General features: G+C 65.1%; 19 protein-coding genes and 1 tRNA gene. 15 read left to right on the top strand and 5 right to left on the bottom strand.

The features are described 5' to 3' along the window. The first annotated feature begins 147 nt into the window (after nucleotides 1–147). On the top strand, nucleotides 148–483 hold the full coding sequence (locus K5L94_RS17670; protein WP_004154391.1) for a Rieske (2Fe-2S) protein: 336 nt from the start codon (nucleotides 148–150) through the stop codon (nucleotides 481–483). A 376-nt stretch (nucleotides 484–859) separates the two neighbouring features. Here the strand turns inward: K5L94_RS17670 and K5L94_RS17665 are convergent, their stop codons facing one another. The 4 genes from K5L94_RS17665 to thiS form a co-directional block, all read right to left on the bottom strand. Then, complete coding sequence (locus tag K5L94_RS17665) at nucleotides 860–2,707, bottom strand: SLC13 family permease (RefSeq protein WP_053510704.1); 1,848 nt, start codon at nucleotides 2,705–2,707, stop codon at nucleotides 860–862. Between the two features lie 27 nt (nucleotides 2,708–2,734). Next, on the bottom strand, nucleotides 2,735–3,469 hold the full coding sequence (gene trmB / locus K5L94_RS17660; RefSeq protein WP_274511005.1) for a tRNA (guanosine(46)-N7)-methyltransferase TrmB: 735 nt from the start codon (nucleotides 3,467–3,469) through the stop codon (nucleotides 2,735–2,737). After that, entirely contained in the window at nucleotides 3,469–4,263 is a 795-nt protein-coding gene (locus tag K5L94_RS17655; RefSeq protein ID WP_053450634.1) for a thiazole synthase, read from the bottom strand. The genes trmB and K5L94_RS17655 overlap by 1 nt, the downstream gene beginning before the upstream one ends. A gap of 132 nt (nucleotides 4,264–4,395) precedes the next feature. Continuing rightward, nucleotides 4,396–4,596, bottom strand: a complete 201-nt coding sequence (thiS, locus tag K5L94_RS17650) for a sulfur carrier protein ThiS (RefSeq protein ID WP_008265079.1) — start codon at nucleotides 4,594–4,596, stop codon at nucleotides 4,396–4,398. Nucleotides 4,597–4,803: 207 nt separating this feature from the next. Here thiS and K5L94_RS17645 point away from each other — a divergent pair, with 207 nt between their 5' ends. The 3 genes from K5L94_RS17645 (at nucleotide 4,804) to K5L94_RS17635 (ending at nucleotide 7,941) form a co-directional block, all read left to right on the top strand. Beyond that, nucleotides 4,804–6,639 (top strand): autotransporter outer membrane beta-barrel domain-containing protein, encoded by a 1,836-nt coding sequence (locus K5L94_RS17645; RefSeq protein ID WP_180879233.1) that lies wholly within the window; start codon nucleotides 4,804–4,806, stop codon nucleotides 6,637–6,639. A gap of 130 nt (nucleotides 6,640–6,769) precedes the next feature. Next, nucleotides 6,770–6,843 (top strand) — tRNA-Gly (locus K5L94_RS17640). A gap of 147 nt (nucleotides 6,844–6,990) precedes the next feature. Then, on the top strand, nucleotides 6,991–7,941 hold the full coding sequence (locus tag K5L94_RS17635) for a hypothetical protein (protein ID WP_274511004.1): 951 nt from the start codon (nucleotides 6,991–6,993) through the stop codon (nucleotides 7,939–7,941). On the opposite strand, the gene K5L94_RS17630 is transcribed toward K5L94_RS17635, so the two are convergent. Continuing rightward, entirely contained in the window at nucleotides 7,928–8,293 is a 366-nt protein-coding gene (locus K5L94_RS17630) for a hypothetical protein (protein ID WP_239510838.1), read from the bottom strand. The genes K5L94_RS17635 and K5L94_RS17630 overlap by 14 nt on opposite strands. A 165-nt stretch (nucleotides 8,294–8,458) precedes the next feature. Between K5L94_RS17630 and rimK the strand changes: the two genes are divergently transcribed. From rimK to K5L94_RS17575, 11 genes are all read left to right on the top strand, one after another. Beyond that, nucleotides 8,459–9,337, top strand: a complete 879-nt coding sequence (gene rimK / locus K5L94_RS17625) for a 30S ribosomal protein S6--L-glutamate ligase (RefSeq protein WP_005410807.1) — start codon at nucleotides 8,459–8,461, stop codon at nucleotides 9,335–9,337. Nucleotides 9,338–9,583: 246 nt separating this feature from the next. After that, nucleotides 9,584–10,060 carry a hypothetical protein gene (locus K5L94_RS17620; protein ID WP_274511001.1) on the top strand — a complete coding sequence of 159 codons (477 nt, stop codon included), beginning with the start codon at nucleotides 9,584–9,586 and terminating at the stop codon, nucleotides 10,058–10,060. Between the two features lie 89 nt (nucleotides 10,061–10,149). Then, a complete protein-coding gene (locus K5L94_RS17615; protein ID WP_053450628.1) occupies nucleotides 10,150–10,623 on the top strand; it encodes a hypothetical protein in 474 nt (157 codons plus the stop codon). An 8-nt stretch (nucleotides 10,624–10,631) separates the two neighbouring features. Further along, a complete protein-coding gene (locus K5L94_RS17610) occupies nucleotides 10,632–11,309 on the top strand; it encodes a response regulator transcription factor (protein ID WP_005410804.1) in 678 nt (225 codons plus the stop codon). Further along, a complete protein-coding gene (locus tag K5L94_RS17605; protein WP_053450627.1) occupies nucleotides 11,272–12,642 on the top strand; it encodes a sensor histidine kinase in 1,371 nt (456 codons plus the stop codon). The genes K5L94_RS17610 and K5L94_RS17605 overlap by 38 nt, the downstream gene beginning before the upstream one ends. Nucleotides 12,643–12,906: 264 nt before the next feature. Next, nucleotides 12,907–13,311: a hypothetical protein gene (locus tag K5L94_RS17600; protein WP_274510992.1), complete on the top strand. Its 405-nt coding sequence runs from the start codon at nucleotides 12,907–12,909 to the stop codon at nucleotides 13,309–13,311. A 232-nt stretch (nucleotides 13,312–13,543) separates the two neighbouring features. Beyond that, a complete protein-coding gene (locus K5L94_RS17595) occupies nucleotides 13,544–16,153 on the top strand; it encodes a type VI secretion system Vgr family protein (RefSeq protein ID WP_274510990.1) in 2,610 nt (869 codons plus the stop codon). Continuing rightward, on the top strand, nucleotides 16,146–16,961 hold the full coding sequence (locus K5L94_RS17590) for a DUF4123 domain-containing protein (RefSeq protein WP_274510989.1): 816 nt from the start codon (nucleotides 16,146–16,148) through the stop codon (nucleotides 16,959–16,961). Before K5L94_RS17595 ends, K5L94_RS17590 begins: the two co-directional genes overlap by 8 nt. Next, nucleotides 16,958–17,548 carry a DUF3304 domain-containing protein gene (locus tag K5L94_RS17585; protein WP_274510988.1) on the top strand — a complete coding sequence of 197 codons (591 nt, stop codon included), beginning with the start codon at nucleotides 16,958–16,960 and terminating at the stop codon, nucleotides 17,546–17,548. Before K5L94_RS17590 ends, K5L94_RS17585 begins: the two co-directional genes overlap by 4 nt. Nucleotides 17,549–17,715: 167 nt before the next feature. Then, on the top strand, nucleotides 17,716–18,342 hold the full coding sequence (locus tag K5L94_RS17580; protein ID WP_180879221.1) for a DUF3304 domain-containing protein: 627 nt from the start codon (nucleotides 17,716–17,718) through the stop codon (nucleotides 18,340–18,342). A gap of 81 nt (nucleotides 18,343–18,423) precedes the next feature. Beyond that, nucleotides 18,424–19,047 (top strand): DUF3304 domain-containing protein, encoded by a 624-nt coding sequence (locus K5L94_RS17575; protein WP_274510986.1) that lies wholly within the window; start codon nucleotides 18,424–18,426, stop codon nucleotides 19,045–19,047. Nucleotides 19,048–19,205 lie beyond the last annotated feature (158 nt).

Here is a 19,205-nt window from a genome sequence, read left to right as displayed (position 1 = left end):
AGAGTATCGGGACGCGCCACTGTCATTGAGTGAAAAACTCGTTAAATATAGCCTGTGCTTATTACGAATCAATGACTTGTGTTCATCTTGCAGCCAGTCACCTGAGCAGGCGTGCGACAATGCCGCTTTACTGTCCGAGCCTTCGCCATGACTGCCGCTGCTGCCCTGATCGCCCTTGATGCCATTGCCGATGGCGCGTTTGCCGAGGTCGAAGCGGTGGTCGATGGCGATGCCGAGTCGGTGCTGCTGTATCGCGACGGCGCGCAGGTGCGTGCCTTCCTGAACATCTGTCCGCATGCCGGCCGCCGCCTGGACTGGGCGCCGGGCCAGTTCCTGAAGAGCCGCGAGGGCCACCTGGTGTGCGCGGCACATGGCGCTTCGTTCGCGCTGGACAGCGGCGACTGCATCGCCGGCCCGTGCAAGGGCGACCGCCTGCGGGCCGTGCCAGTGGATGTGCGCGACGGGCAGGTCTATCTGGCCTGAGGCCAGCCAGGGGGCGGATCCGTTTTCCTCAGGAAAACGGCTCTGACCCCATCAAGCCAGGAGCAGTCGAGCGCGGCTCGACTCTACAAAAGCCGTGTTGACCAAGGTCGACAACTACCAGAGCGAGATCCGTGCCGACCAACGGTCGGCACCCACCACCAGCCGCGTGAAACTGTCGAAGGCGGGGCACTGTGGGTTTGCGGGGTGTGAGCGGCATGGATGCCGCGACCAAGCCCCCATGGATGGGTTTACGGCGTCCCCGCAAACCCACAGTGCCCCGCCATCCCACGGAATGCACGCTGTTGCTGTTGAGGTTGCCGGCCAGCGGCCGGCACTACCGGGGTGCAGGGCGCAGCCCTGCCAACAAACCCAACCCTCAGAACATCAGGTTGATCATCAACACCACCACGCAGGTGTAGATCAGCGACAGCGGGCCGCCGACCCGCCACATCTCGCGCGGGGTGTAGTTGGCCGGACCGGTGATCATCGAGATCACCGGATTGGAGGCCGTCATCAGGTTGTTGGACGCCGACAGCGCCACGATCAGCGCGAATGCGGTCGGGCTGCCGCCGGCCGCCAGCGCCAGGTTCACCGCGATGGGGACCATCACGATGGTCGCACCCACATGGCTGATCACCAGCGAGAACGCGGTGGTCAGCAACGCCAGCGCCACCTCCAGCACCCACAGCGGAATGCCGGTGGGCAGCTTGTCGATGGTATGGCCGGCCACCCACGCCGCCGCGCCACTGGAGTCCATTGCCCAGCCCAGCGGAATCAGCCCGGCCATCATGAACACCGTCTTCCAGTTGATCGAGGCATAGGCCTCGTCCATGCGCAGCACGCCGGTCAGCAGCATGCCGGCCACGCCGGTCATCAGGGTCAGCGCCACCGGTAGCTTGCTGGTCAGCGCGATCAGGATGGTCAGCGCGAAGATCGCCATCGCGATCTTGAACTTGTGCGGGCGCTGCTCGCCGGTCGGGTAATCGGTCACCACCACGAAGTCCCGGCTCCTGGCGGCCTGTGCCAGGTCGGTCCAGATGCTGTGGAAGACCAGCATGTCGCCCGCGCGCAGCTGCACGTCGCGCACGTCTTCGCGGATCACCTGCTTGTCGCGGTTGATCGCCAGCAGGCTGATGCCGCGCTCCTTGCGCAGGCGCAGGTCGGCCGCGCTCTTGCCGATCACGTTCGAGGTCGGCGGCACCACCGCCTCGGAAATACCGGCGCGGCTGGGATTGAACAGGTCGCCCAGGTGCTTCAGGCGCGAGGACATGCGCAGGAACTGGTTCTGCGCGAAGTCGCTGATCTGCTGGCGCGGGCCCATCGCACCCAGCACGCTGCCAACCCAGATGCGCATCTCCGCCGGCGGTGCCAGGCGGGTGTCGTTGCCGGTCTTCAGGGCCAGCAGCAGCGGTGCATCGTGCAGGTTCTCCGCCTCGCCCAGGGTCATGCCCACCAGCGGGCTCTCGGCACTGACCACCAGCTCGAACACATCACCTTCAATGCCGTAGGTCTTGGCGAAGTAGCTTTCGGTGCGCGCCGGGGTGACCCCGTCGTTGACCAGGTTCTCTTCCTCGATCAGCTTGCGGTCTCCGTAATAGCGGAAGTACAGCAGCGAGGCGACCAGCAGCGCCACGCCGATCGGCAGCGGCGCGAACATGCGCAGCGGCTCGATGGTGGCCAGGCCCGAGGGCAGGTTGTTGTTGGCCGAGGCCAGCAGGTCGTTCAGCAGGATCAGTGGCGAGTTGCCGACCATGGTCAGCGCGCCGCCCATCACGATCGCCGCCGAGATCGGCAGCAGCAGGCGCTGCAGGGTCAGCCCGGTGCGCGCGGCCAGCCGCGAGGCGACCGGCAGGTACAACGCCATCACCGACGGGTTCTGCATGAAGGACGAGTTCAGGCCGGCAATGGCCGTGGTCATCATCAGCAGCCGCTGCTCGACGCCGTGGCCGCGCCGCAGCAGCCAGGCGGCCAGTCGGTTCAGTGCCCCGGTGCGGTCCAGGCCCGCACCGAGGATGGTGGTGGCGATGATGCTCATCACCGCGTTACCGGAGAAACCGCCGAAGATCTCCTCCGGCGCGATCAGCCCGGTGACACCAAGCACCACCAGCACCACCAGCGCGACCACGTCGGCGCGGATGCGCTCGAACAGGAACATCGCCATCGTGAAGCCGACCAGCCCAAGCACGAGCTTCATGTCGTTGGTCAGCGTCAGCGCGGTATCCATGTGGGGCGCGGCGTCCTCAGGCGATCGTCAGGTGCGGTCGTACAACAGGTCCCAGACGCCATGGCCGAGCTTCTGGCCACGGGTCTCGAAGTGGGTCTGCGGGCGCCAGTCCGGGCGCGGCACGCTGCCACGCGGGCCGGCACGGTTGACCAGGCCGGCGGTGGCGTCGAGCACATCCCACATCTGCTCGGCGTAGTCCTCCCAGTCGGTCGCGCAGTGCAGGCGGCCACCCGGGCGCAGCTTGCACACCAGCAGGTCGGCGAACGCCGGCTGCAGCAGGCGGCGCTTGTTGTGGCGCTTCTTGTGCCACGGGTCCGGGAAGTAGATGCGCACTTCATCCAGCGCGCCGTCGGCGATCTCGTTCTGCAGCACTTCCACCGCATCGTGGTGGTACAGGCGCACGTGGTCGGCGTTGTCGTCGGCCAGCGCGTTCAGCAGCCGGCCCACGCCGGGCGCATGCACCTCGATGCCGATGTAATCACGCGACGGGTCGTGCTGGGCCGCGAAGCGCAGCGCGGCACCGTTGCCGAAGCCGATTTCCAGCACCTTGTGCGCCGGGCGGCCGAAGGTCGCGTCCAGATCGCGCGGCTGGCCGTTGTAGTCGATGCCGAAACGCGGCCAGCGTTCGTCAAACGCACGCTGCTGGGCGGGGGTGAATCGGCCCTGGCGCAGCACGAAGCTGCGTACTTCACGGCGGCCTTCGCTGACGGTGAAGGGCTTGGGCGGGGCCTTGGAGCCGGCGCTGTCGAAAGGATTGGTCATCAGCCGATCAGCCCATCCACCGGAGAGGAGGCGCTGGCGTAGCGCTTGCGCGGGATGCGCCCGGCCAGGAACGCCTCGCGGCCGGCTTCGACCGCCTTGCGCATCGCGCTGGCCATCAGCACCGGGCTGCGCGCGCCGGCGATGGCGGTGTTCATCAGCACGCCGTCGCAGCCCAGCTCCATCGCGATCGCTGCGTCCGAGGCGGTGCCGACGCCGGCGTCGACGATGATCGGCACCTTGGCGTCTTCGATGATCTGCAGCAGGTTGTACTTGTTCTGGATGCCCAGGCCCGAGCCGATCGGCGCGGCCAGCGGCATCACCGCGGCGCAGCCGATCTCTTCCAGGCGCTTGGCCAGGATCGGGTCGTCGGAGGTGTAGACCATCACCTCGAAGCCATCCTTGACCAGCTGTTCGGCGGCCTTGAGGGTCTGCACCACGTCCGGGTACAGCGACTTCTGGTCGCCCAGCACTTCCAGCTTGGTCAGGTTGTGGCCGTCCAGCAGCTCACGGGCCAGGCGGCAGGTGCGCACGGCGTCCTCGGCGGTGTAGCAGCCGGCGGTGTTGGGCAGGATGGTGTAACGGTCCGGCGGCAGTACGTCCAGCAGGTTCGGCTCGCCCGGGTTCTGGCCGATGTTGGTCCGGCGGATGGCCACGGTGACGATCTGGGCGCCTGCAGCCTCGGTGGCCAGGCGGGTTTCTTCCAGGTCCTTGAACTTGCCGGTGCCGGTCAGCAGCCGCGAGCCATAGGTCTTGCCGGCGATCACCAGCGAATCGGGGGAGACATGAACGTTCATGGCGCGATTATCGCTTATCCGCCTGAAGATGGGGTCACGCAACCAAAGGTAGTGCCGGCCGCTGGCCGGTAGATGTGAGGCGTCAGACAGCGTCGGATGGCCGGCCAGCGGCCGGCACTACCCGGAATGGCCTCAACCGCCGCCCAGCGCGTGCACGATCTCCACCACGTCGCCCTCGGCCAGGACATGCTCGCCATGGCGGCTGCGGCTGACGATCTCGCCGTTGACCTCCACCGCCACCCGGCGCTGCAACAGCTGCTCGGCCTCAAGCAGATCGTGAAGGGTCGCCGAAGCGGGCAGGGTACGGGGTTCGCCATTGAGCTGGATGTTCATCGGCGCATTGTCGCTGATAGCCCGCCGGGATCGGAACCGTTGCAATCTGCGCCAGATGCCACGTCCTGCACAGCACGTTGGCGCAGGGCCGGGCGACAATCCATGCGGCGGCGCAGCGTGAGCAAAAGGCGGCGCGGTGAAACCATTCACCGTGCGCCGGCGTACGTCCGCCGGGTCCTCAACGATTTCCCCACAGGAGTTCTTTACATGCTGCTCAGCAAACGCCCGATCCGCTCCCTGATGGCGGCCGCGATCGCGCTGGCCGCGGTTCCGGCCATGGCAGGCGAATCCCCGTATACCCACGCGGTGTTCTTCGGCGACAGCCTGACCGACGCCGGCTACTTCCGCCCGCTGCTGCCGCCCGGCGTGCAGCCGGTCACCGGCCAGTTCACCACCAACCCGGGCTGGGTGTGGTCGCAGCAGCTGGCCAATTACTACGGCCTCAACGGCGCAGCCAACGGCAACGGCCAGAACGGTGACAACTACGCCGTGGGCGGTGCCCGCGTGTCGGTGGAAGGCAGCGGCGCGCTGGGTCCGATTCCCTCGCTGAAGTCGCAGGCTGCTCGTTACCTCGCCGCAAATGGCGGCAAGGCTGACGCAAATGCCCTGTATACCGTGTGGGGCGGCGCCAACGACCTGTTCGCGGCGGCGGCAGCGCCGGCACAGGCGCAGGCCATCATCGGCGCGGCGGTCACCGACCAGATCGCCCTGGTCGGCGCGCTCAAGCAGGCGGGTGCGCAGTACGTGCTGGTGCCGAACCTGCCCAACGTCGGCCTGACCCCGGCCTTCCGTGGCCCGAACGCCGGTGCCGCCACCGCGCTGTCGGCCGGTTACAACAAGGCCCTGTACGGCGGCCTGAAGCAGGCCGGCATCGAGTTCATTCCGCTCGACACCTTCACCGTGCTGGGCGAAGTGGCCGCCAACCCGGCCATGTACGGCTTCACCAACGTCACCAGCACCGCCTGCAAGATCGATCCGACCAATCCGACGCAGAGCATCCTGACCTGCAACCCGACCAGCTATGTCAGCCCGGATGCGGCCAATACCTATCTGTTTGCCGATGGCGTGCATCCGACCACGGCCGGCCACCAGCTGCTGGGCCAGTACGCGGTCTCGGTGCTGGAAGGGCCGCGCCTGCAGCAGGTGCTGAGCCACTCGGCGCAGACCATCGGCCGCTCGCGCGCCGACCAGGTCAGCATGCACCTGGGTGGGCGTCCGGCCGACGGCCTGTCCTGGTGGGGCGGCGTGCGTGGTGACCTGCAGCGCTACGACCACGCCGACCTGTACGACGGCCTGGCGCCGGCCGGCCTGTTCGGTGTCGACTGGGCACGCGACGGCATGGTGTTCGGCGGCTTCGCCGGCTTCGGCCGCCTCAATGCCGACTTCGGCAACAGCCGCGGTGACTTCACCCAGAAGGACACCACCGCCGGTCTGTTCGCCGGCTGGTACCACGACCGCATCTGGGTCAACGGCCAGGTCAGCTACACCTGGCTGTCCTATGACGTGAACCGCAAGGTCCAGCTGGGCCCGGCCACCCGCGAGCACGGCGGTTCGCCGGACGGCAGCAACCTGACCGCAGCGCTGAACGCCGGTTACGAGTTCGGCACCGAGGGCGGTTTCCGCCACGGCCCGATCGCTTCGGTGATCTGGCAGAAGGTGAAGATCGACGGTTACACCGAAAGCGCCGCGACCGGCACGCTGGCCACCGCGCTGGGCTATGACCGCCAGAACGTCGATTCGACCGTCGGCCGCATCGGCTGGCAGGCCCGCTTCGACGGCGGTGCGGTCAAGCCGTACGCACAGCTGACCTACGACCACGAGTTCGAAGACACCAAGCAGGCCAGCGCCTGGCTGCAGACCCTGCCGGAACTGGGCAGCTATCGCGTGCCGGGCCTGAACTTCGACAAGAACTACGCCACCGTCGTACTGGGTGCCCGTACGGAGATGTTCGGCCTGCAGAGCAACTTCGGCCTGAGTGCTTCGGCCGGGCAGAAGCGTGCCCAGGACGCGACGCTGTTCGCCAACTTCAGCGGCAGCTTCTGATCCACGCGTCATCCCGGGCACCGCACGGTGCCCGGGATGCCTGACAACAGCGCCGGACCGTGTCCGGCGCATGCGGCGCGGCCAACCATTGCGCAACACCGGCCCCAGCGCATAGACTTTCCACCGCAACGCGGGCGTAGCTCAATGGTAGAGCTGTAGCTTCCCAAGCTACTGACGTGGGTTCGATTCCCATCGCCCGCTCCATCGCACCTCCTTCTTTTTGCACCGCAGATTCGGGCGCTCGATGCCCGCTTTCGTGTGCCTGTCGATCCAGCCTTGTGACCGACGTGCAGCATCACTAGAGTGAATGCCCCTTCACGCCGGATGATGACGTTGGGACAAGGAATGAGGATGCGGGCCAGCTCACGATGGAACGCCTTTCTGCTGGCTCCAGTGCTGGCACTGGCAACGACAGCGTGCACGGACAGCACGGCCCCTTCTGAAGCCGGACATGCAGCGCGCACCGCAAGCGCCACGGTCATCCCCGCCACAGGAGTCGCGAACTCCGGCATGGCGGCCACGGGAAATGCGCCCGCCGCCTATCAGAAGTACTACACCGCTCGAAACGTTCAGCCGTTGATGGCGGACCTTGAATTCCTGTCCAGGAGCGGCGACGCGAACGCGAGTTTTGTACTCAGCCGCATCCATGACGACTGTGCCGTCATTCCTGACTGGGGCTCGCTCGCGGGATTGGACATCGCACAGGAAAAGAAGGTCGCACTCCAGCGCAGCACGGCGTGGTTCAAGGCGCGATGCGAAGGAATGCCCGAGGACGTTGTGAGCGGCTTCCGCAATCTGAAGCGCTACCGGGAACTGGCGGTGAATCAGGGAAGCCTTGCTGCACAGATAGAACAGGCGGCGCCTGGCCTCCACCTCGCTGATCAGGATCTTTCGGTGGAGGACCACAAGACGTTTGTCGAAGCCGTGCTCATGCAGGACGACGGTGAAGCCTACATGGCACTTGCGGCAACCATGGGGGAAGCCGCCTCCCACCGCATCGAAGCGTTGAAGCCCTACAAGGCGGGCACAGCCGTCGAGGAAGCTGCATGGATGCTGGCGGGCTGCCGAAAGGGCGTACCGTGCGGCGCCGATTCCCCCATCCTCCAACGCATGTGCCGCGCCGGTGTGTGTGGTTACAACTCGCTTGAGGAGCTGTACAGCCATGGGATGCTTGCGCCCGAGCAGATGCAACAGGCGCGCGCACGCATGGAGGAAATCATCGCACTGTCGAAAGGTGTCTCCGGCGACGATGGCTCCATCGCCGGAGACGTTGCCGCGGGGCGGCCGGTCAGTCGGAATTGAATCCGGGCGCCAGCGGGCCGGGCAACGTGTGTTCCGGCCACGGCATCAACAAGGTGCAGGCGTCATACAGGCCGCAGAAATCCTGCCGCAGGTCGGCCGGTACCCAGCCTCCGTAGCTCACCTCGGTCGAGTCGCCGTTGCAGGCATAGGTGACATCGATCCAGCGGGTGTTGGTATGTGAGGCAGCCCCCTGGTGCTGGGTTCTGCCGGTGCAGTAGCGCAGGCTCTGGCCAATCAGCGTGTTGCTGGCGTCGAAATAGAGCCGGGAGACGGCATGGGTGGGCGCGGCATGCACTTCGGTGGCGCCCCCCACCAGGCCAAACAGCAACAACAGCGGAATTCCCATTCGCATCTGTGGTTCTCCTTGGGTTGTGTAAGCCGGCCGTGTTCCTGTCCTGTGGCCGGCGTGGCCATCTTGGCACAGCCTGTGCGGCGGTGCCGGCGTCATCGGGCGCGGCATCATCCGCCCGCCACACGCGCGCGCTATGCTGCGCGCCTGCCGCCCGATCCCGCCGCGATGAAGCTCGCCATCCTGTCCCGCAACAGCTCCCTGTATTCCACCCGCCGGCTGGTCGAGGCGGCGCGCGCGCGCGGCCACACCGTGCGTATCCTCGACCCGCTGCGCTGCTACATGCGCATCGCCGCCGATGGCTTCTCGATGCACTACAAGGGCCGGCCGATGACCGGCGTGGACATGGTCATCCCGCGCATCGGTGCCTCGATCACCCGCTATGGCACGGCCGTGCTGCGCCAGTTCGAACTGATGGGAGCCCGCACGCCCAACCCGTCCGATGCGATCCTGCGCTCGCGCGACAAGCTGCGCGCGCACCAGCTGCTGGCCGCCAAGGGCATCGACATGCCGGTCACCGTGTTCGGCGACAACCCCGACGACACCGTCGACCTGCTGTCCATGCTCGGCCCGCCGCCGCATGTGGTGAAGCTCAACGAAGGCACCCAGGGCCGCGGTGTGATCCTCACCGAGAAGGCCAGCGCCTCGCGTGGCATCGTCGAGGCGCTGCGCGGGCTGTACGCCAATTTCCTGATGCAGGAGTTCATCGGCGAGGCCAAGGGCGCGGACCTGCGCTGCTTCGTGGTCGGTGACCAGGTGGTGGCCTCGATGCAGCGGCAGGCACCGGAGGGCGACTTCCGCTCCAACCTGCATGCCGGTGGTACGGCGGTGGCGGCCAAGGCCAGCCGGGCCGAACAGCAGGTCGCGGTCCGTTCGGCCAAGGCGCTGGGCCTGTCGGTGTGCGGGGTGGACCTGATCCGTTCCGCGCGCGGCCCGCTGGTGCTGGAGGTCAACTCCACGCCGGGGCTGGAGGGCATCGAAGCGGCGTGCGGGGTGGACGTCGCCACGCGCATCATCGAGCACGTGGAGAAGCTTAAAAAACCCTGATTATTCAGTTGCTTATGAATCTCATGGGTTGATGAGGCGTGGTTTAACATGCCTTTAATCGGCCCGGGCGTAGCCTTCAGCGAACCGCAGCTCTGCCTCTCAGCAGGATCGGTATCGGGATACAACTTCAGACCCAGGCGGGGGCACCGCCTGGGTCTTTTTTATGGGCCAGGCGCGCCGCTTGTGGAGGCGCCGTGACGGCCGTAGAGTGGCCTCCATCGTTCCTGGATGGATCGGAGGCAAGCGATGTATCGCGTCACCATGATCGCGTTGTTGCTGGGGCTGGCAGGCACGGCTGTCGCCAAGCCGGAAAAAACCGTTGTACAGATGGACCGGCAGATGCCGGTGGCCGAACAGGTCCGGAAGGTCGAGAAGGCCCTGGACGACGGCGACTACAGTGAGATTTCCGCGGATGACCGCGCCCAGGTGCGACAGGCACTGGCGCGCATCACCCAGCGGATGGGGGACCGCCAGACGCTGCAGGAACTGCCGCCGCAGGTCCAGAACGACGTCTTCAACGACCAGGAACGGGTCAATACCCTGCTTGCCCGGGCCCATGATGACAGCCGGCAGGTCTGCCAATACACCCGCACCACCGGCAGCAACATGCCCAAAAGCCGCTGCATGACCGTGGCCGAACGGCGGCGCATCGAGGAGAAGGGCAAGGCCCTGCTCCATGACCAGCGCACCTTCACCGACCTCTCGCCTCCCGGCAACCGCTAGGCCGTCCGCCGCCCCTGCGCTTGGCACTTGCTGGCGTGAAGGCGGTGCGAATACAGTCAGCGATCCATTCAAACAAGGATTCGTTTGTCATGAAGTCCCTCCTGATGTCGGCGGTGCTGTTCTCGGGGCTGACCCTGGCCACCGTCGCCTCTGCGTCCAAAGAGTCCAGCGAAGTCTTCCTGCCCGGCAAGCCGCTGCAACAGCAGATCGAGCGCATCGAAATCCAGCTCAACGATGGCGAGACCTACAGCGAACTGAAGCAGAGCGATCGCAGCCGGGTACGTGAGGCGCTGGTGCGCATGCGCACGGCCGTCGAGCAGCATCCGAACCGCGATTCGATGCCTGAACAGGTGCGAACCGATATCTTCAACGACCAGCAGATCGTGAACACGGTTTTGACACAAGCGCGTGAGGATAGTCGTCTAATATGCCAGCGCGAGAAGGTGACGGGTTCGAACCGGTCCACGACGCAGTGCAGCACCGTTGCCGAGCGCGCCCGGCAGAAGGACAGGGCACAGCGTGACATGAGCCAGGCCCAGCGCACCGGCAAATTCGTCAATTAGAGGTGACAGTGAGAATTCTGGTAATCGAAGACAACAGCGACATTGCGGCCAACCTGGGTGATTACCTGGAGGACCGCGGGCACACGGTGGACTTCGCGGCTGACGGGGTCACCGGCCTGCATCTGGCCGTGGTGCACGAGTTCGACGCGATCGTGCTGGATCTCAACCTGCCCGGCATGGACGGTATCGAAGTCTGCCGGAAGCTGCGCAATGAAGCGCGCAAGCAGACCCCGGTGCTGATGCTGACCGCGCGCGATTCACTGGACAACAAGCTGGCCGGCTTCGATTCCGGTGCCGACGACTACCTGATCAAGCCGTTCGCGCTGCAGGAAGTGGAAGTACGTCTGAATGCCCTGTCGCGCCGTGGAAAGGGCGTGCAGACCCGCGTGCTGGAAACCGGCGATCTGGAATACAACCTGGATACGCTGGAAGTGCGTCGCCAGGGCAAGCTGCTGCAGCTCAACCCGACTGCACTGAAGATCCTGCAGGCGCTGATGGAAGCGGCCCCGGCCGTGGTGACCCGCCAGGAGCTGGAAACCCGGGTGTGGGGTGAGGAATTGCCCGACTCCGATTCGCTGCGCGTGCACATCCATGGCCTGCGTGCGGTGGTCGACAAGCCGTTTGAAGTGCCGCTGATCCAGACCCGCCATGGCATCGGATACCGCATCGCTACCCCGGAAGCCTGATTCGGTGGCAGCGAAAGGGGAGCGTCGGCGCACGCCTTATCGGCGGCGCCTGCGCAGCCGCATCATCGTCTCGTTCGTGTTGTTGGGCTTCTGCCTGACAACGCTGTTCGCGTTCGCCACCAACTGGGCCCGCATGCGGGTGGAAAACCAGTTGGTGGAAGACGTGATCAACCACAACATCGAAGAGTACGCGCGTCGCTTCTACGAGCACCCGGGGCGCAACCCGGCCGTGCCGGTGCAGCAGATCCGTGCTTACGCCTACTCGGCGGACAAATTCGACAAGGCGCGCGAGTCCTGGCCGCAATGGGCCGATCTGCAGACCGGCAACTACAACCTGAGCGGCACCGACGAACAGGGGCAGCCGTATGCCTACAAGCTGGCCGTGCGCAAGAGCGATGATGCCTGGTTCTTCCTTGCCTATGACATGACCGACAGCGTGCGCGGTGGCAAACAGCTCAACCGCGCGCTGGTGTTGTCGGTGCTGGTGTTCAGCGTGCTGTCGCTGGTGCTGGGCTGGTGGTCGGCGTCGAAGGTGATGAAGCCGGTCTCGGATCTGGCGGCGCGGCTGCGCGCGTACCGTGGCGGCACCAGTGATCCCGAACCGCTGGCGCCGCGCTTCCCCGACGATGAGGTGGGGCAGCTGGCACAGGCGCTGGATGATTACTCGTCGCGGTTGACCGAGGTGGTGCAGCGCGACCGCGAGTTCAATGCCGACGTCAGCCATGAACTGCGCACGCCGCTGGCGGTGATCCGCGGCGCCACCGAGCTGCTGCTGACCCGCCCCGGCCTGGATGAGAAGGTGCTGCAGCGCCTGCAGCGCATCCAGCGCGCCGAACAGCAGTGCAGCGACCTGATCGGCGCGCTGCTGCTGCTGTCGCGCAACGAGCGCGGGCAGGGCACCAGCAACGTCGCGCGCGTGGCCGAGCAGCTGCTGGATGCGCACCGCGCACAGCTGGGTGGCAAGCCGCTGGAGCTGGCGCTGGAAGGCGAACGCGATCTGGTGATCGACGCGCCGGAAGCCGCCTTGTCGGTGGCCTTGGGCAATCTGATCGGCAATGCCGTGAAGTACTCGCAGGATGGCGAGGTGCGCGTGCACGTGGGTGCCAACGCGGTCTCGGTGACCGACAGCGGCCCGGGCCTGAGTGAAGAAGATGCAGCCAAGCTGTTCCAGCGTGGCTATCGCGGCACCCATGCCGGCCATTCGCAGGGCGGCGGCATCGGCCTGTCGATCGTCAGCCGCCTGTGCGATCTGTACGGCTGGCAGGTGAGCGTGCGCCCGGGCGGCGAGCGCGGCGTAATCGCCACCCTCACGTTCTCGCCGAAGCCGTTGTAAGGGCCGCTGCTTTGGTAGGTGCCGACCTTGGTCGGCACGTGAGCCCCACGCAGGGCGTGAATCCACTGTCGTACGCAGCACGAATACGCCCGTCCGGGGCCGTCCGGTTCGCGATCCCCGCGGGCGTTGTGGCGCTGTTGCGTGTCATGGCTCACGGTTCGGCGATCTGATTGCGCTGTTGGCGCATTTGCCCCCTGACGGACCGACGAGCACAGAGTCAGATGCTTCTGCCGGGATCACCCACCGTCCGCCAGGAGCTGCGCCATGTCATACCGCACCCATTACCCGAACCTGTATCAACTGGTCGGCGAATCGATCAGGCAGCTGTCCGTCGAAATCGCCCAGCGCGTCGAGGACGTACTGTCCGGGCCCGATGGCCTGATGCCGATGCTGAAGGGGCAGATGGACATCGACGGTTCCACGCAGCGCACCGGGCTGAGTGCCCCGGAGGCTGACACGCTGGCGGGCATCCGGCACACCGTCGCAGGAATCACGAGCTTGACCCGGATGATGTATGCCGTGCATGTCGCGCGCACCCGGGGAGGCCCGTCGCAGGTCGTGCCCCCGGATGCGATGAATGGCCTGTTGCTGGCTGCGCGGGAGCTGACCAGCCACGCACAGCGGCAGTTGCGGGCCGAAAGGAATCGGGGTTCAGCGACGCTGCAATAGTCGCCGCGCGCGAGCCACCGCCCCACAGCCGTTGTCGTATTCCGCCTTACTGGTGGCTCGGCAACGGCTGCACGCCCCCGCGATGCATCGTGCAAGCGCTGTAATACCAAGCAGAAATTGATCTTCGACGCTTTTCAGAAACTTTTCGGATTGCGTCCCCGGCATTGATCCGCCAAGGCTTGAAGCATGGAAAGCGCGTTTCTTCGCGTGCTGTGTCTGTCAAGGAACTGCCATGGATCACCGATCATCGTTCGTTGCTGCCCACGAGGCGTCGTCGCGCGTCCATCGCTTCTGCGGCCCTACCGCGTTGCGGTTGATCGTGGAGCGCTGGCACGGCAGCGAATCGTTGTCCGAAGGCCTGCGCTGCCAGATCGATCTGCTGGGCGAGGCGTGCGAGCACAGCCTGGATGATTGGGTAACCCGTCCGGCAAGCATCACCACACGCCTGCCGGACGGTGCAGACGTTGTCCGGGTCGGACTGATCCGCAGTGTCGAGCGCCTGGCCTGCACAGGCCGTCTTGTGCGGTACCGCGTGCACCTGGCCGACTGGACCGCCTGGCTGCATGACAGCCGCCACAGTCGCGTGTTCCAGGATCAGGACGTGGCCAGCATCATCAGCACGGTGCTCTCGGTGCACGCGCCGCTGGCGCATTGGTCCTGGCACGTTGGAAGTACTGCTGCCATCGACCGCCGGTGCCGGGGCTATCGCGTGCAGTACCGCCAATCGGACATGGCGTTCCTGCAGCAGTTGATGGCCGATGAAGGCCTGGGCTGGTGCATCCGCACGCTGCCCGATGTACCGGGCGGGCATACGATGATGATCTTCGGCGACAGTACCCGATGCTCGCTGCTGTCACGGCCCCGACGCCTGCACCAGACCCAGCGCGTGCCCGATGACGCGGGCATCGCGCTGTTGCATGAGACCTGTCGCGTCGTGCCGACCCACATGACCCGGGTGGCGGATCTGGACGATCCGTTGCGTGTGGTTTCGGCCAGCCTGCCTGTGCGCACTGTGGCCAGTGGCCCATTGGAGGACTATTCGCCGGCACGCCACGCGGCGTGGGAGACCTCGCGCGAGGCCTTGGCCGAGGTGATGCGCGACACCGAGGCAGCGTTGTGTGAGCAGCGGCGCTGGACCGGCGAAGGCACCGAGCCGGACTTCCAGCCCGGCTACGCATTCGAGGTGTTGCCAGAGCCCGGCCAGCGAGCGGTACCCGCGTTGCTGCTTACAGCGGTGCAGCACGCAGCGGTCAACACGCTGCCTGAGGTTCTCGAACTGCAGCAGCACCTGCCGCTGCACGCACTGCCCGACACCGTGCCTGCCGACCGCGCGCAGAGGCTGGGCTATGCCAATCGCTTCGAGGCCATGCCGTACGACCGTCGATGGCGACGTTCTCCGGATGGCAGGGCAGGGCGGTCGGCGGCCCCCGGCCCACAACTGGCCACCGTGCTCGGCGGCGATGACGGTGCGCCGCTGTACATGGACAGCAACGGGCGCATCCGTGTGCAGTTCGGCTTTGCCACCGATAGCAGGGCTGACAGCGGCTGGCTGCGCGTCGCCCAGACCTTTGCCGGCCCCGGCGGGGGCAGCCAGCTCCTGCCCCGCGTCGGCCAGGAGGTGGTGGTGGACTTCATCAACGGCGACCTCTGCCGCCCCATCGTGATGGGTGCGCTCTACAACGGCCGGGGCGAGTCACGCGCTGAAGCGCTGGCGTTGTCCAGCGATGCTGGCAGCAGTGCCCAGAACAACCTGGCCGGTGGCAACGCCCCGCGCTGGCATGCCGCAGGCGCGGGCGAATCGGCCCAGCGCAATGCCGGCGCCGTATGGGGCATCAGCTCGCAGAGCTGGGACGGCCATGGCGGCAACAGTCTCGAGTTCGACGACAGCGACGACCAGCTGCAGGTGCGGCTTGGCACAACGCAATGCCACAGCGCGATCAGCTTGGGTCATCTGCATCACCTGCAGCACAACTTCCGCGGCAGCCTGCGCGGAAGTGGATTCGAGCTGCGCAGCGACGCGTGGGGCGCCGTGCGTGCCACGGCAGGCCTGTGGCTGGACAGCATACAGCGCTCTGCGTCCACCCCGGCCGGTCTGCGCGCTGCGCCGGTCGCGCTGTTGCGGCAGACGCTCGTGCTGGCGCACTCCTTTGATGAAGCGGCACGGCAGCAACGTACGGTGCGGCTGCGCGGCCACGCCGCCGAGGGCAACGGTGCCAGCGTGCTGCAGGCCCTGGCCGACAGCGTGGCGGCATCGCAGCGGCTGCAGGGCGCTGACGAAGACATCCCTGCAACCGGGTCTGCGGTGCTTGGCCTGTCCGCACCGGCAGGCATCTGCCAGGTGGCCGGGCAGGCGATCCAGCTGGGCGTGGGGCACAGTACGTTGCTGGCCAGTGGCGGCAGTTCGTCGGTGACCGTTGCCGGCCATGGGCGTTGGCAGTGCCGCCAGGCCATCGGCGTGCTGGCTGGCGCGACACGCACTCCGGGGAGTGCCGGGTTGAGCGTGGTGGCTGGCCAACAGGTGCTTGATATGCAGGCGCAGGCAGACGCCGTGCACCTGCAGGCGCGCGCTGGGCTGGTGGCGGCCAGCCAGCACGGGGAGGTGCAACTGGCGGCAGGCAACACGCTGCACATCGCAACTGCCGGCGGCGCTTCGATCACCCTGGCGGACGGGCACCTGCGGGTGAGCTGTCCAGGCACATTGACCTTCAAGGCCGGCAACCGGCACTTCACCGGTCCGGTGCAGGAGCTGTTTCCGCTGCCGCAGTTCGCACAGACGGTCTGCGTGGAGTGCCTGCTGAAGGCGATGCAGGCCGGCCTGCCATGGTCTGCGAAGAATGGCTGACGCCCCGTGGATTGATCCGTGGCGGCATTCCAGGTTGCCGTGGCAGACCCCTGACGACCAGCGTGTGGACGCGCAGCCCGCCTGTGCACTGCTGGACATGGCATTCGCGCCAGAGGCCTGGGTGCAGCTGCGCGCACTGGCCGCTGACGTGGTGCCGCTGTTTACGCATCGCTATACCGGCAAAGGGTTGGACCGGTTGTCGCCATGCCTGGTGGTCCTGCCGGACGAAGCCAGAGCACGCGAACGCTGCTGGCAGGCGCTGCTGGACCTGAGCAACGGCGCGCCGATGCTGTCGGTGCTACGCAGCACCGCCGACCCGCATGCATTGGCCGAACATCTACGGCGGATTTGGGAGGGCCGTTCCAGCACCGACCAGCCGTGGTTGCTGCGCTGGGCCGATGGGCGTGCCGCCGCCCGCCTGCTGGATGCGCTGGACGATGCACAGCGGACGCGCGTACTGGGCGGTCTACACGACTGGCACCTGCCCACCCGCATCGGAGATTGGATGTGCGTAACCGGCAAGGGGGGAGTGCCGCTCGATGCCGACGCCAGGCCGCTCACGTTCACCGCGGCGCAGGAGGCCACACTACGGAGCGGAAGCCAGGCCGATGCCATCACGCGCTTCATTCTGCAGCGGCCCGTACTGCGCCCGGACGGCATGCTGCCCTCGCAGGTGCATCGCTGCGCGGAACACGTGCTGGGACGTCTGGCACGCCGAGGCATCGACCATCCCGCGCTGGCGCATCGGATGACGATCAAGGTCGTTGCCGCGAGGAATGCGCCCCATGGCGATGATGAGACGCCATGAAGAGGTTTGTGACGAAGGTGATTCTGATCGGGCTGGCGCTGCTTGCTGTGGCAGGCCTGGTGCTGAAGTTCATGGACTTCAGGATTGGACCACTACCGCCCGGTCCTCCGAAGCCACGCATCATCGACTCTGCTTCTGGTCACGACATTACTGATGCACCGCCAGAAATGTCATTGACAATCGGCGTGGCCAACTACTCGGATGATGGATTGGGGACGGTCTTCATCAATGAGGCCTGGGCGGGTGGGATGGAGCCACGAGCCAGTGGGAACGCTGCGACCTGCTGCGTGACGTTGCCTCGTCTTTGGCATCCAGGGTTGAAGGTGACGGTGGTCTACCGCACCAGCAGCATGTTTCTCAAGGATCCCAGTAGCTATGTTGAGAGGGACATCTTTGTCGCGCCATACAGGCCGTTTCTTGATGGTTTCATCTATTTCATGTACTTCCCGGGCGATCAAGTTAGGGTCGTGGCAACGCCGTATTTCCCGGGATATCCAAAGTTTGCCTACGACATTAGTCATGCTGAGCTTGAGCGTGACCCTGAACGAATTTCTAGATTTCTCATTGAGTCGGATGGAGAGGAATAGAGATAATGAGAGTGAGTTCTTTGGCGCCGTTGGACAAGGAATCAATAAGTCTTAGCACGCGTAAGAAGGTTCGATGTGCGGGGTCATTTCCGGTGGATCTGGTGGATGGCGCGAACTGCGAGCAGATCATCTACGACGGCGTGTGCCGTGGCTAAGGGTGCGTTTGAATGAGCAACCCTGAGGGAATAGCTGTTGTAACGAAGGTGCTTGTCAGGGTTGCTCTGATCGGGCTAGCGCTGTTTGCCTTGACTGGCCTAGTGCTGAAGCTCATGGATTTCAGGATTGGTCCACCACCGCCCAGTCCTCCGAAGCCGCGCATTATTGAGCCTGACACTGGCCACGACATCACCGACGCGCCACCGGAAATGCATCTCACGATCGGTATTGCCAACTACTCTGATGACGGGCTGGGCATAGTCGTCATCAACGAAGCATGGGGAGGAGGCATGGAGCCTCGTACCAGCAGTAATGGGCGTGCATGCTGCGTGACGCTGCCTCGCCTCTGGTATCCAGGTTTGAAGGTCACGGTAGCCTACCGCACAAGCTCCATGTTCTTGAAGGATCCGAACAGCTACGTAGAGAAGGACGTTCTCGTGCCGCGCTATCAACCTTTCCTTGATGGATTTGTATTCTTCATGTATTTCCCGAACGATCAGGTAAGGCTGGTTGCCACGCCGTATTTTCCAGGTTATCCAAAGTTTGCTTACGACCTTGGGGCTGCTGGTTACGAGCGTGATGAACTTCGGATCTCGCGATTCCTCGCGGAGACCGCCTTGGATGAGGTGGCGAAATGAGAGTGACTACGTCTCGACCAGTGTCGGATTTGAGTCGGTGTTCGATGGCTACGACGTGAGCTATAACCGAAGGAGCATTGAATGAAACAGCCTGATCGATTGAAGGTTGTGACGAAGCTGCTGACACGATTTGCTCTGCTTGGTCTTGCGATGCTGGCCGTAGCAGGTGTCGTGCTCAAGTTCATGGATTTCAGGGTTGGGCCGCTGCCTCCAAGTCCCCCGAAACCACGCATCATTGAGCCTGATACCGGTCACGACATTACCGACGCTCCGCCGGAAATGCATTTGACAATTGGTATCGCCAATTACTCGGATGAGGGGCTGGGGACTGTCTTCATTAATGATGCTTGGGGGGGGGCGATGCGGGCTCGAGCCAGTAGCAACGGGCGTACATGCTGCGTGACGCTTCCTCGTCTCTGGCATCCAGGTCTGAAGGTCACCGTGGCTTACCGCACCAGCAGCATGTTTCTCAAAGATCCCCAAAGCTATGTTGAGAAGGACGTTCTTGTTGCGCCCTATGAGCCGTTTCTTGATGGGTTCATCTATTTCTTCTACTTTCCTGGTGATCAGGTGCGGATCGTGGCCACTCCCTACTCCCCAGGATATCCGGGCTTCGCTTACGACACTGACTTCGGTGATGGGCGCGGTGATCCAGCAAAGATTAAGAGATTTCTGGAAGCAACAGCGGGCAAGGAGGCGGAATAGTGAGGGTAAGGGTATCTACTCCGACGTCAGAGCAACCAACGCAGCTCAGTTCCAGTGAAGCGGGGCGATATGCGGCCTCATTGTCGGAAATCGGATCCGACTGCGGTGTGGATCTTTCAATGATCTGCTTCGCATTCCCGCCGATGTGCGTTGCTGTG

Source organism: Stenotrophomonas forensis, from assembly GCF_028752115.1.
In the GTDB taxonomy this organism is placed as follows: domain Bacteria; phylum Pseudomonadota; class Gammaproteobacteria; order Xanthomonadales; family Xanthomonadaceae; genus Stenotrophomonas; species Stenotrophomonas forensis.
The sequence above is the reverse complement of the archived record's forward strand: the minus strand, read 5'-3'. Positions and strand labels throughout refer to the sequence as shown.

Coding starts and splice junctions, on each gene's coding strand:
- K5L94_RS17670 (WP_004154391.1), top strand. CDS start 148: ATGACTGCCGCTGCTGCCCTGATCGCCCTTGATGCCATTGCCGATGGC.
- K5L94_RS17665 (WP_053510704.1), bottom strand. CDS start 2,707: ATGGATACCGCGCTGACGCTGACCAACGACATGAAGCTCGTGCTTGGG.
- trmB (WP_274511005.1), bottom strand. CDS start 3,469: ATGACCAATCCTTTCGACAGCGCCGGCTCCAAGGCCCCGCCCAAGCCC.
- K5L94_RS17655 (WP_053450634.1), bottom strand. CDS start 4,263: ATGAACGTTCATGTCTCCCCCGATTCGCTGGTGATCGCCGGCAAGACC.
- thiS (WP_008265079.1), bottom strand. CDS start 4,596: ATGAACATCCAGCTCAATGGCGAACCCCGTACCCTGCCCGCTTCGGCG.
- K5L94_RS17645 (WP_180879233.1), top strand. CDS start 4,804: ATGCTGCTCAGCAAACGCCCGATCCGCTCCCTGATGGCGGCCGCGATC.
- K5L94_RS17635 (WP_274511004.1), top strand. CDS start 6,991: ATGCGGGCCAGCTCACGATGGAACGCCTTTCTGCTGGCTCCAGTGCTG.
- K5L94_RS17630 (WP_239510838.1), bottom strand. CDS start 8,293: ATGCGAATGGGAATTCCGCTGTTGTTGCTGTTTGGCCTGGTGGGGGGC.
- rimK (WP_005410807.1), top strand. CDS start 8,459: ATGAAGCTCGCCATCCTGTCCCGCAACAGCTCCCTGTATTCCACCCGC.
- K5L94_RS17620 (WP_274511001.1), top strand. CDS start 9,584: ATGTATCGCGTCACCATGATCGCGTTGTTGCTGGGGCTGGCAGGCACG.
- K5L94_RS17615 (WP_053450628.1), top strand. CDS start 10,150: ATGAAGTCCCTCCTGATGTCGGCGGTGCTGTTCTCGGGGCTGACCCTG.
- K5L94_RS17605 (WP_053450627.1), top strand. CDS start 11,272: ATGGCATCGGATACCGCATCGCTACCCCGGAAGCCTGATTCGGTGGCA.
- K5L94_RS17600 (WP_274510992.1), top strand. CDS start 12,907: ATGTCATACCGCACCCATTACCCGAACCTGTATCAACTGGTCGGCGAA.
- K5L94_RS17595 (WP_274510990.1), top strand. CDS start 13,544: ATGGATCACCGATCATCGTTCGTTGCTGCCCACGAGGCGTCGTCGCGC.
- K5L94_RS17590 (WP_274510989.1), top strand. CDS start 16,146: ATGGCTGACGCCCCGTGGATTGATCCGTGGCGGCATTCCAGGTTGCCG.
- K5L94_RS17585 (WP_274510988.1), top strand. CDS start 16,958: ATGAAGAGGTTTGTGACGAAGGTGATTCTGATCGGGCTGGCGCTGCTT.
- K5L94_RS17580 (WP_180879221.1), top strand. CDS start 17,716: ATGAGCAACCCTGAGGGAATAGCTGTTGTAACGAAGGTGCTTGTCAGG.
- K5L94_RS17575 (WP_274510986.1), top strand. CDS start 18,424: ATGAAACAGCCTGATCGATTGAAGGTTGTGACGAAGCTGCTGACACGA.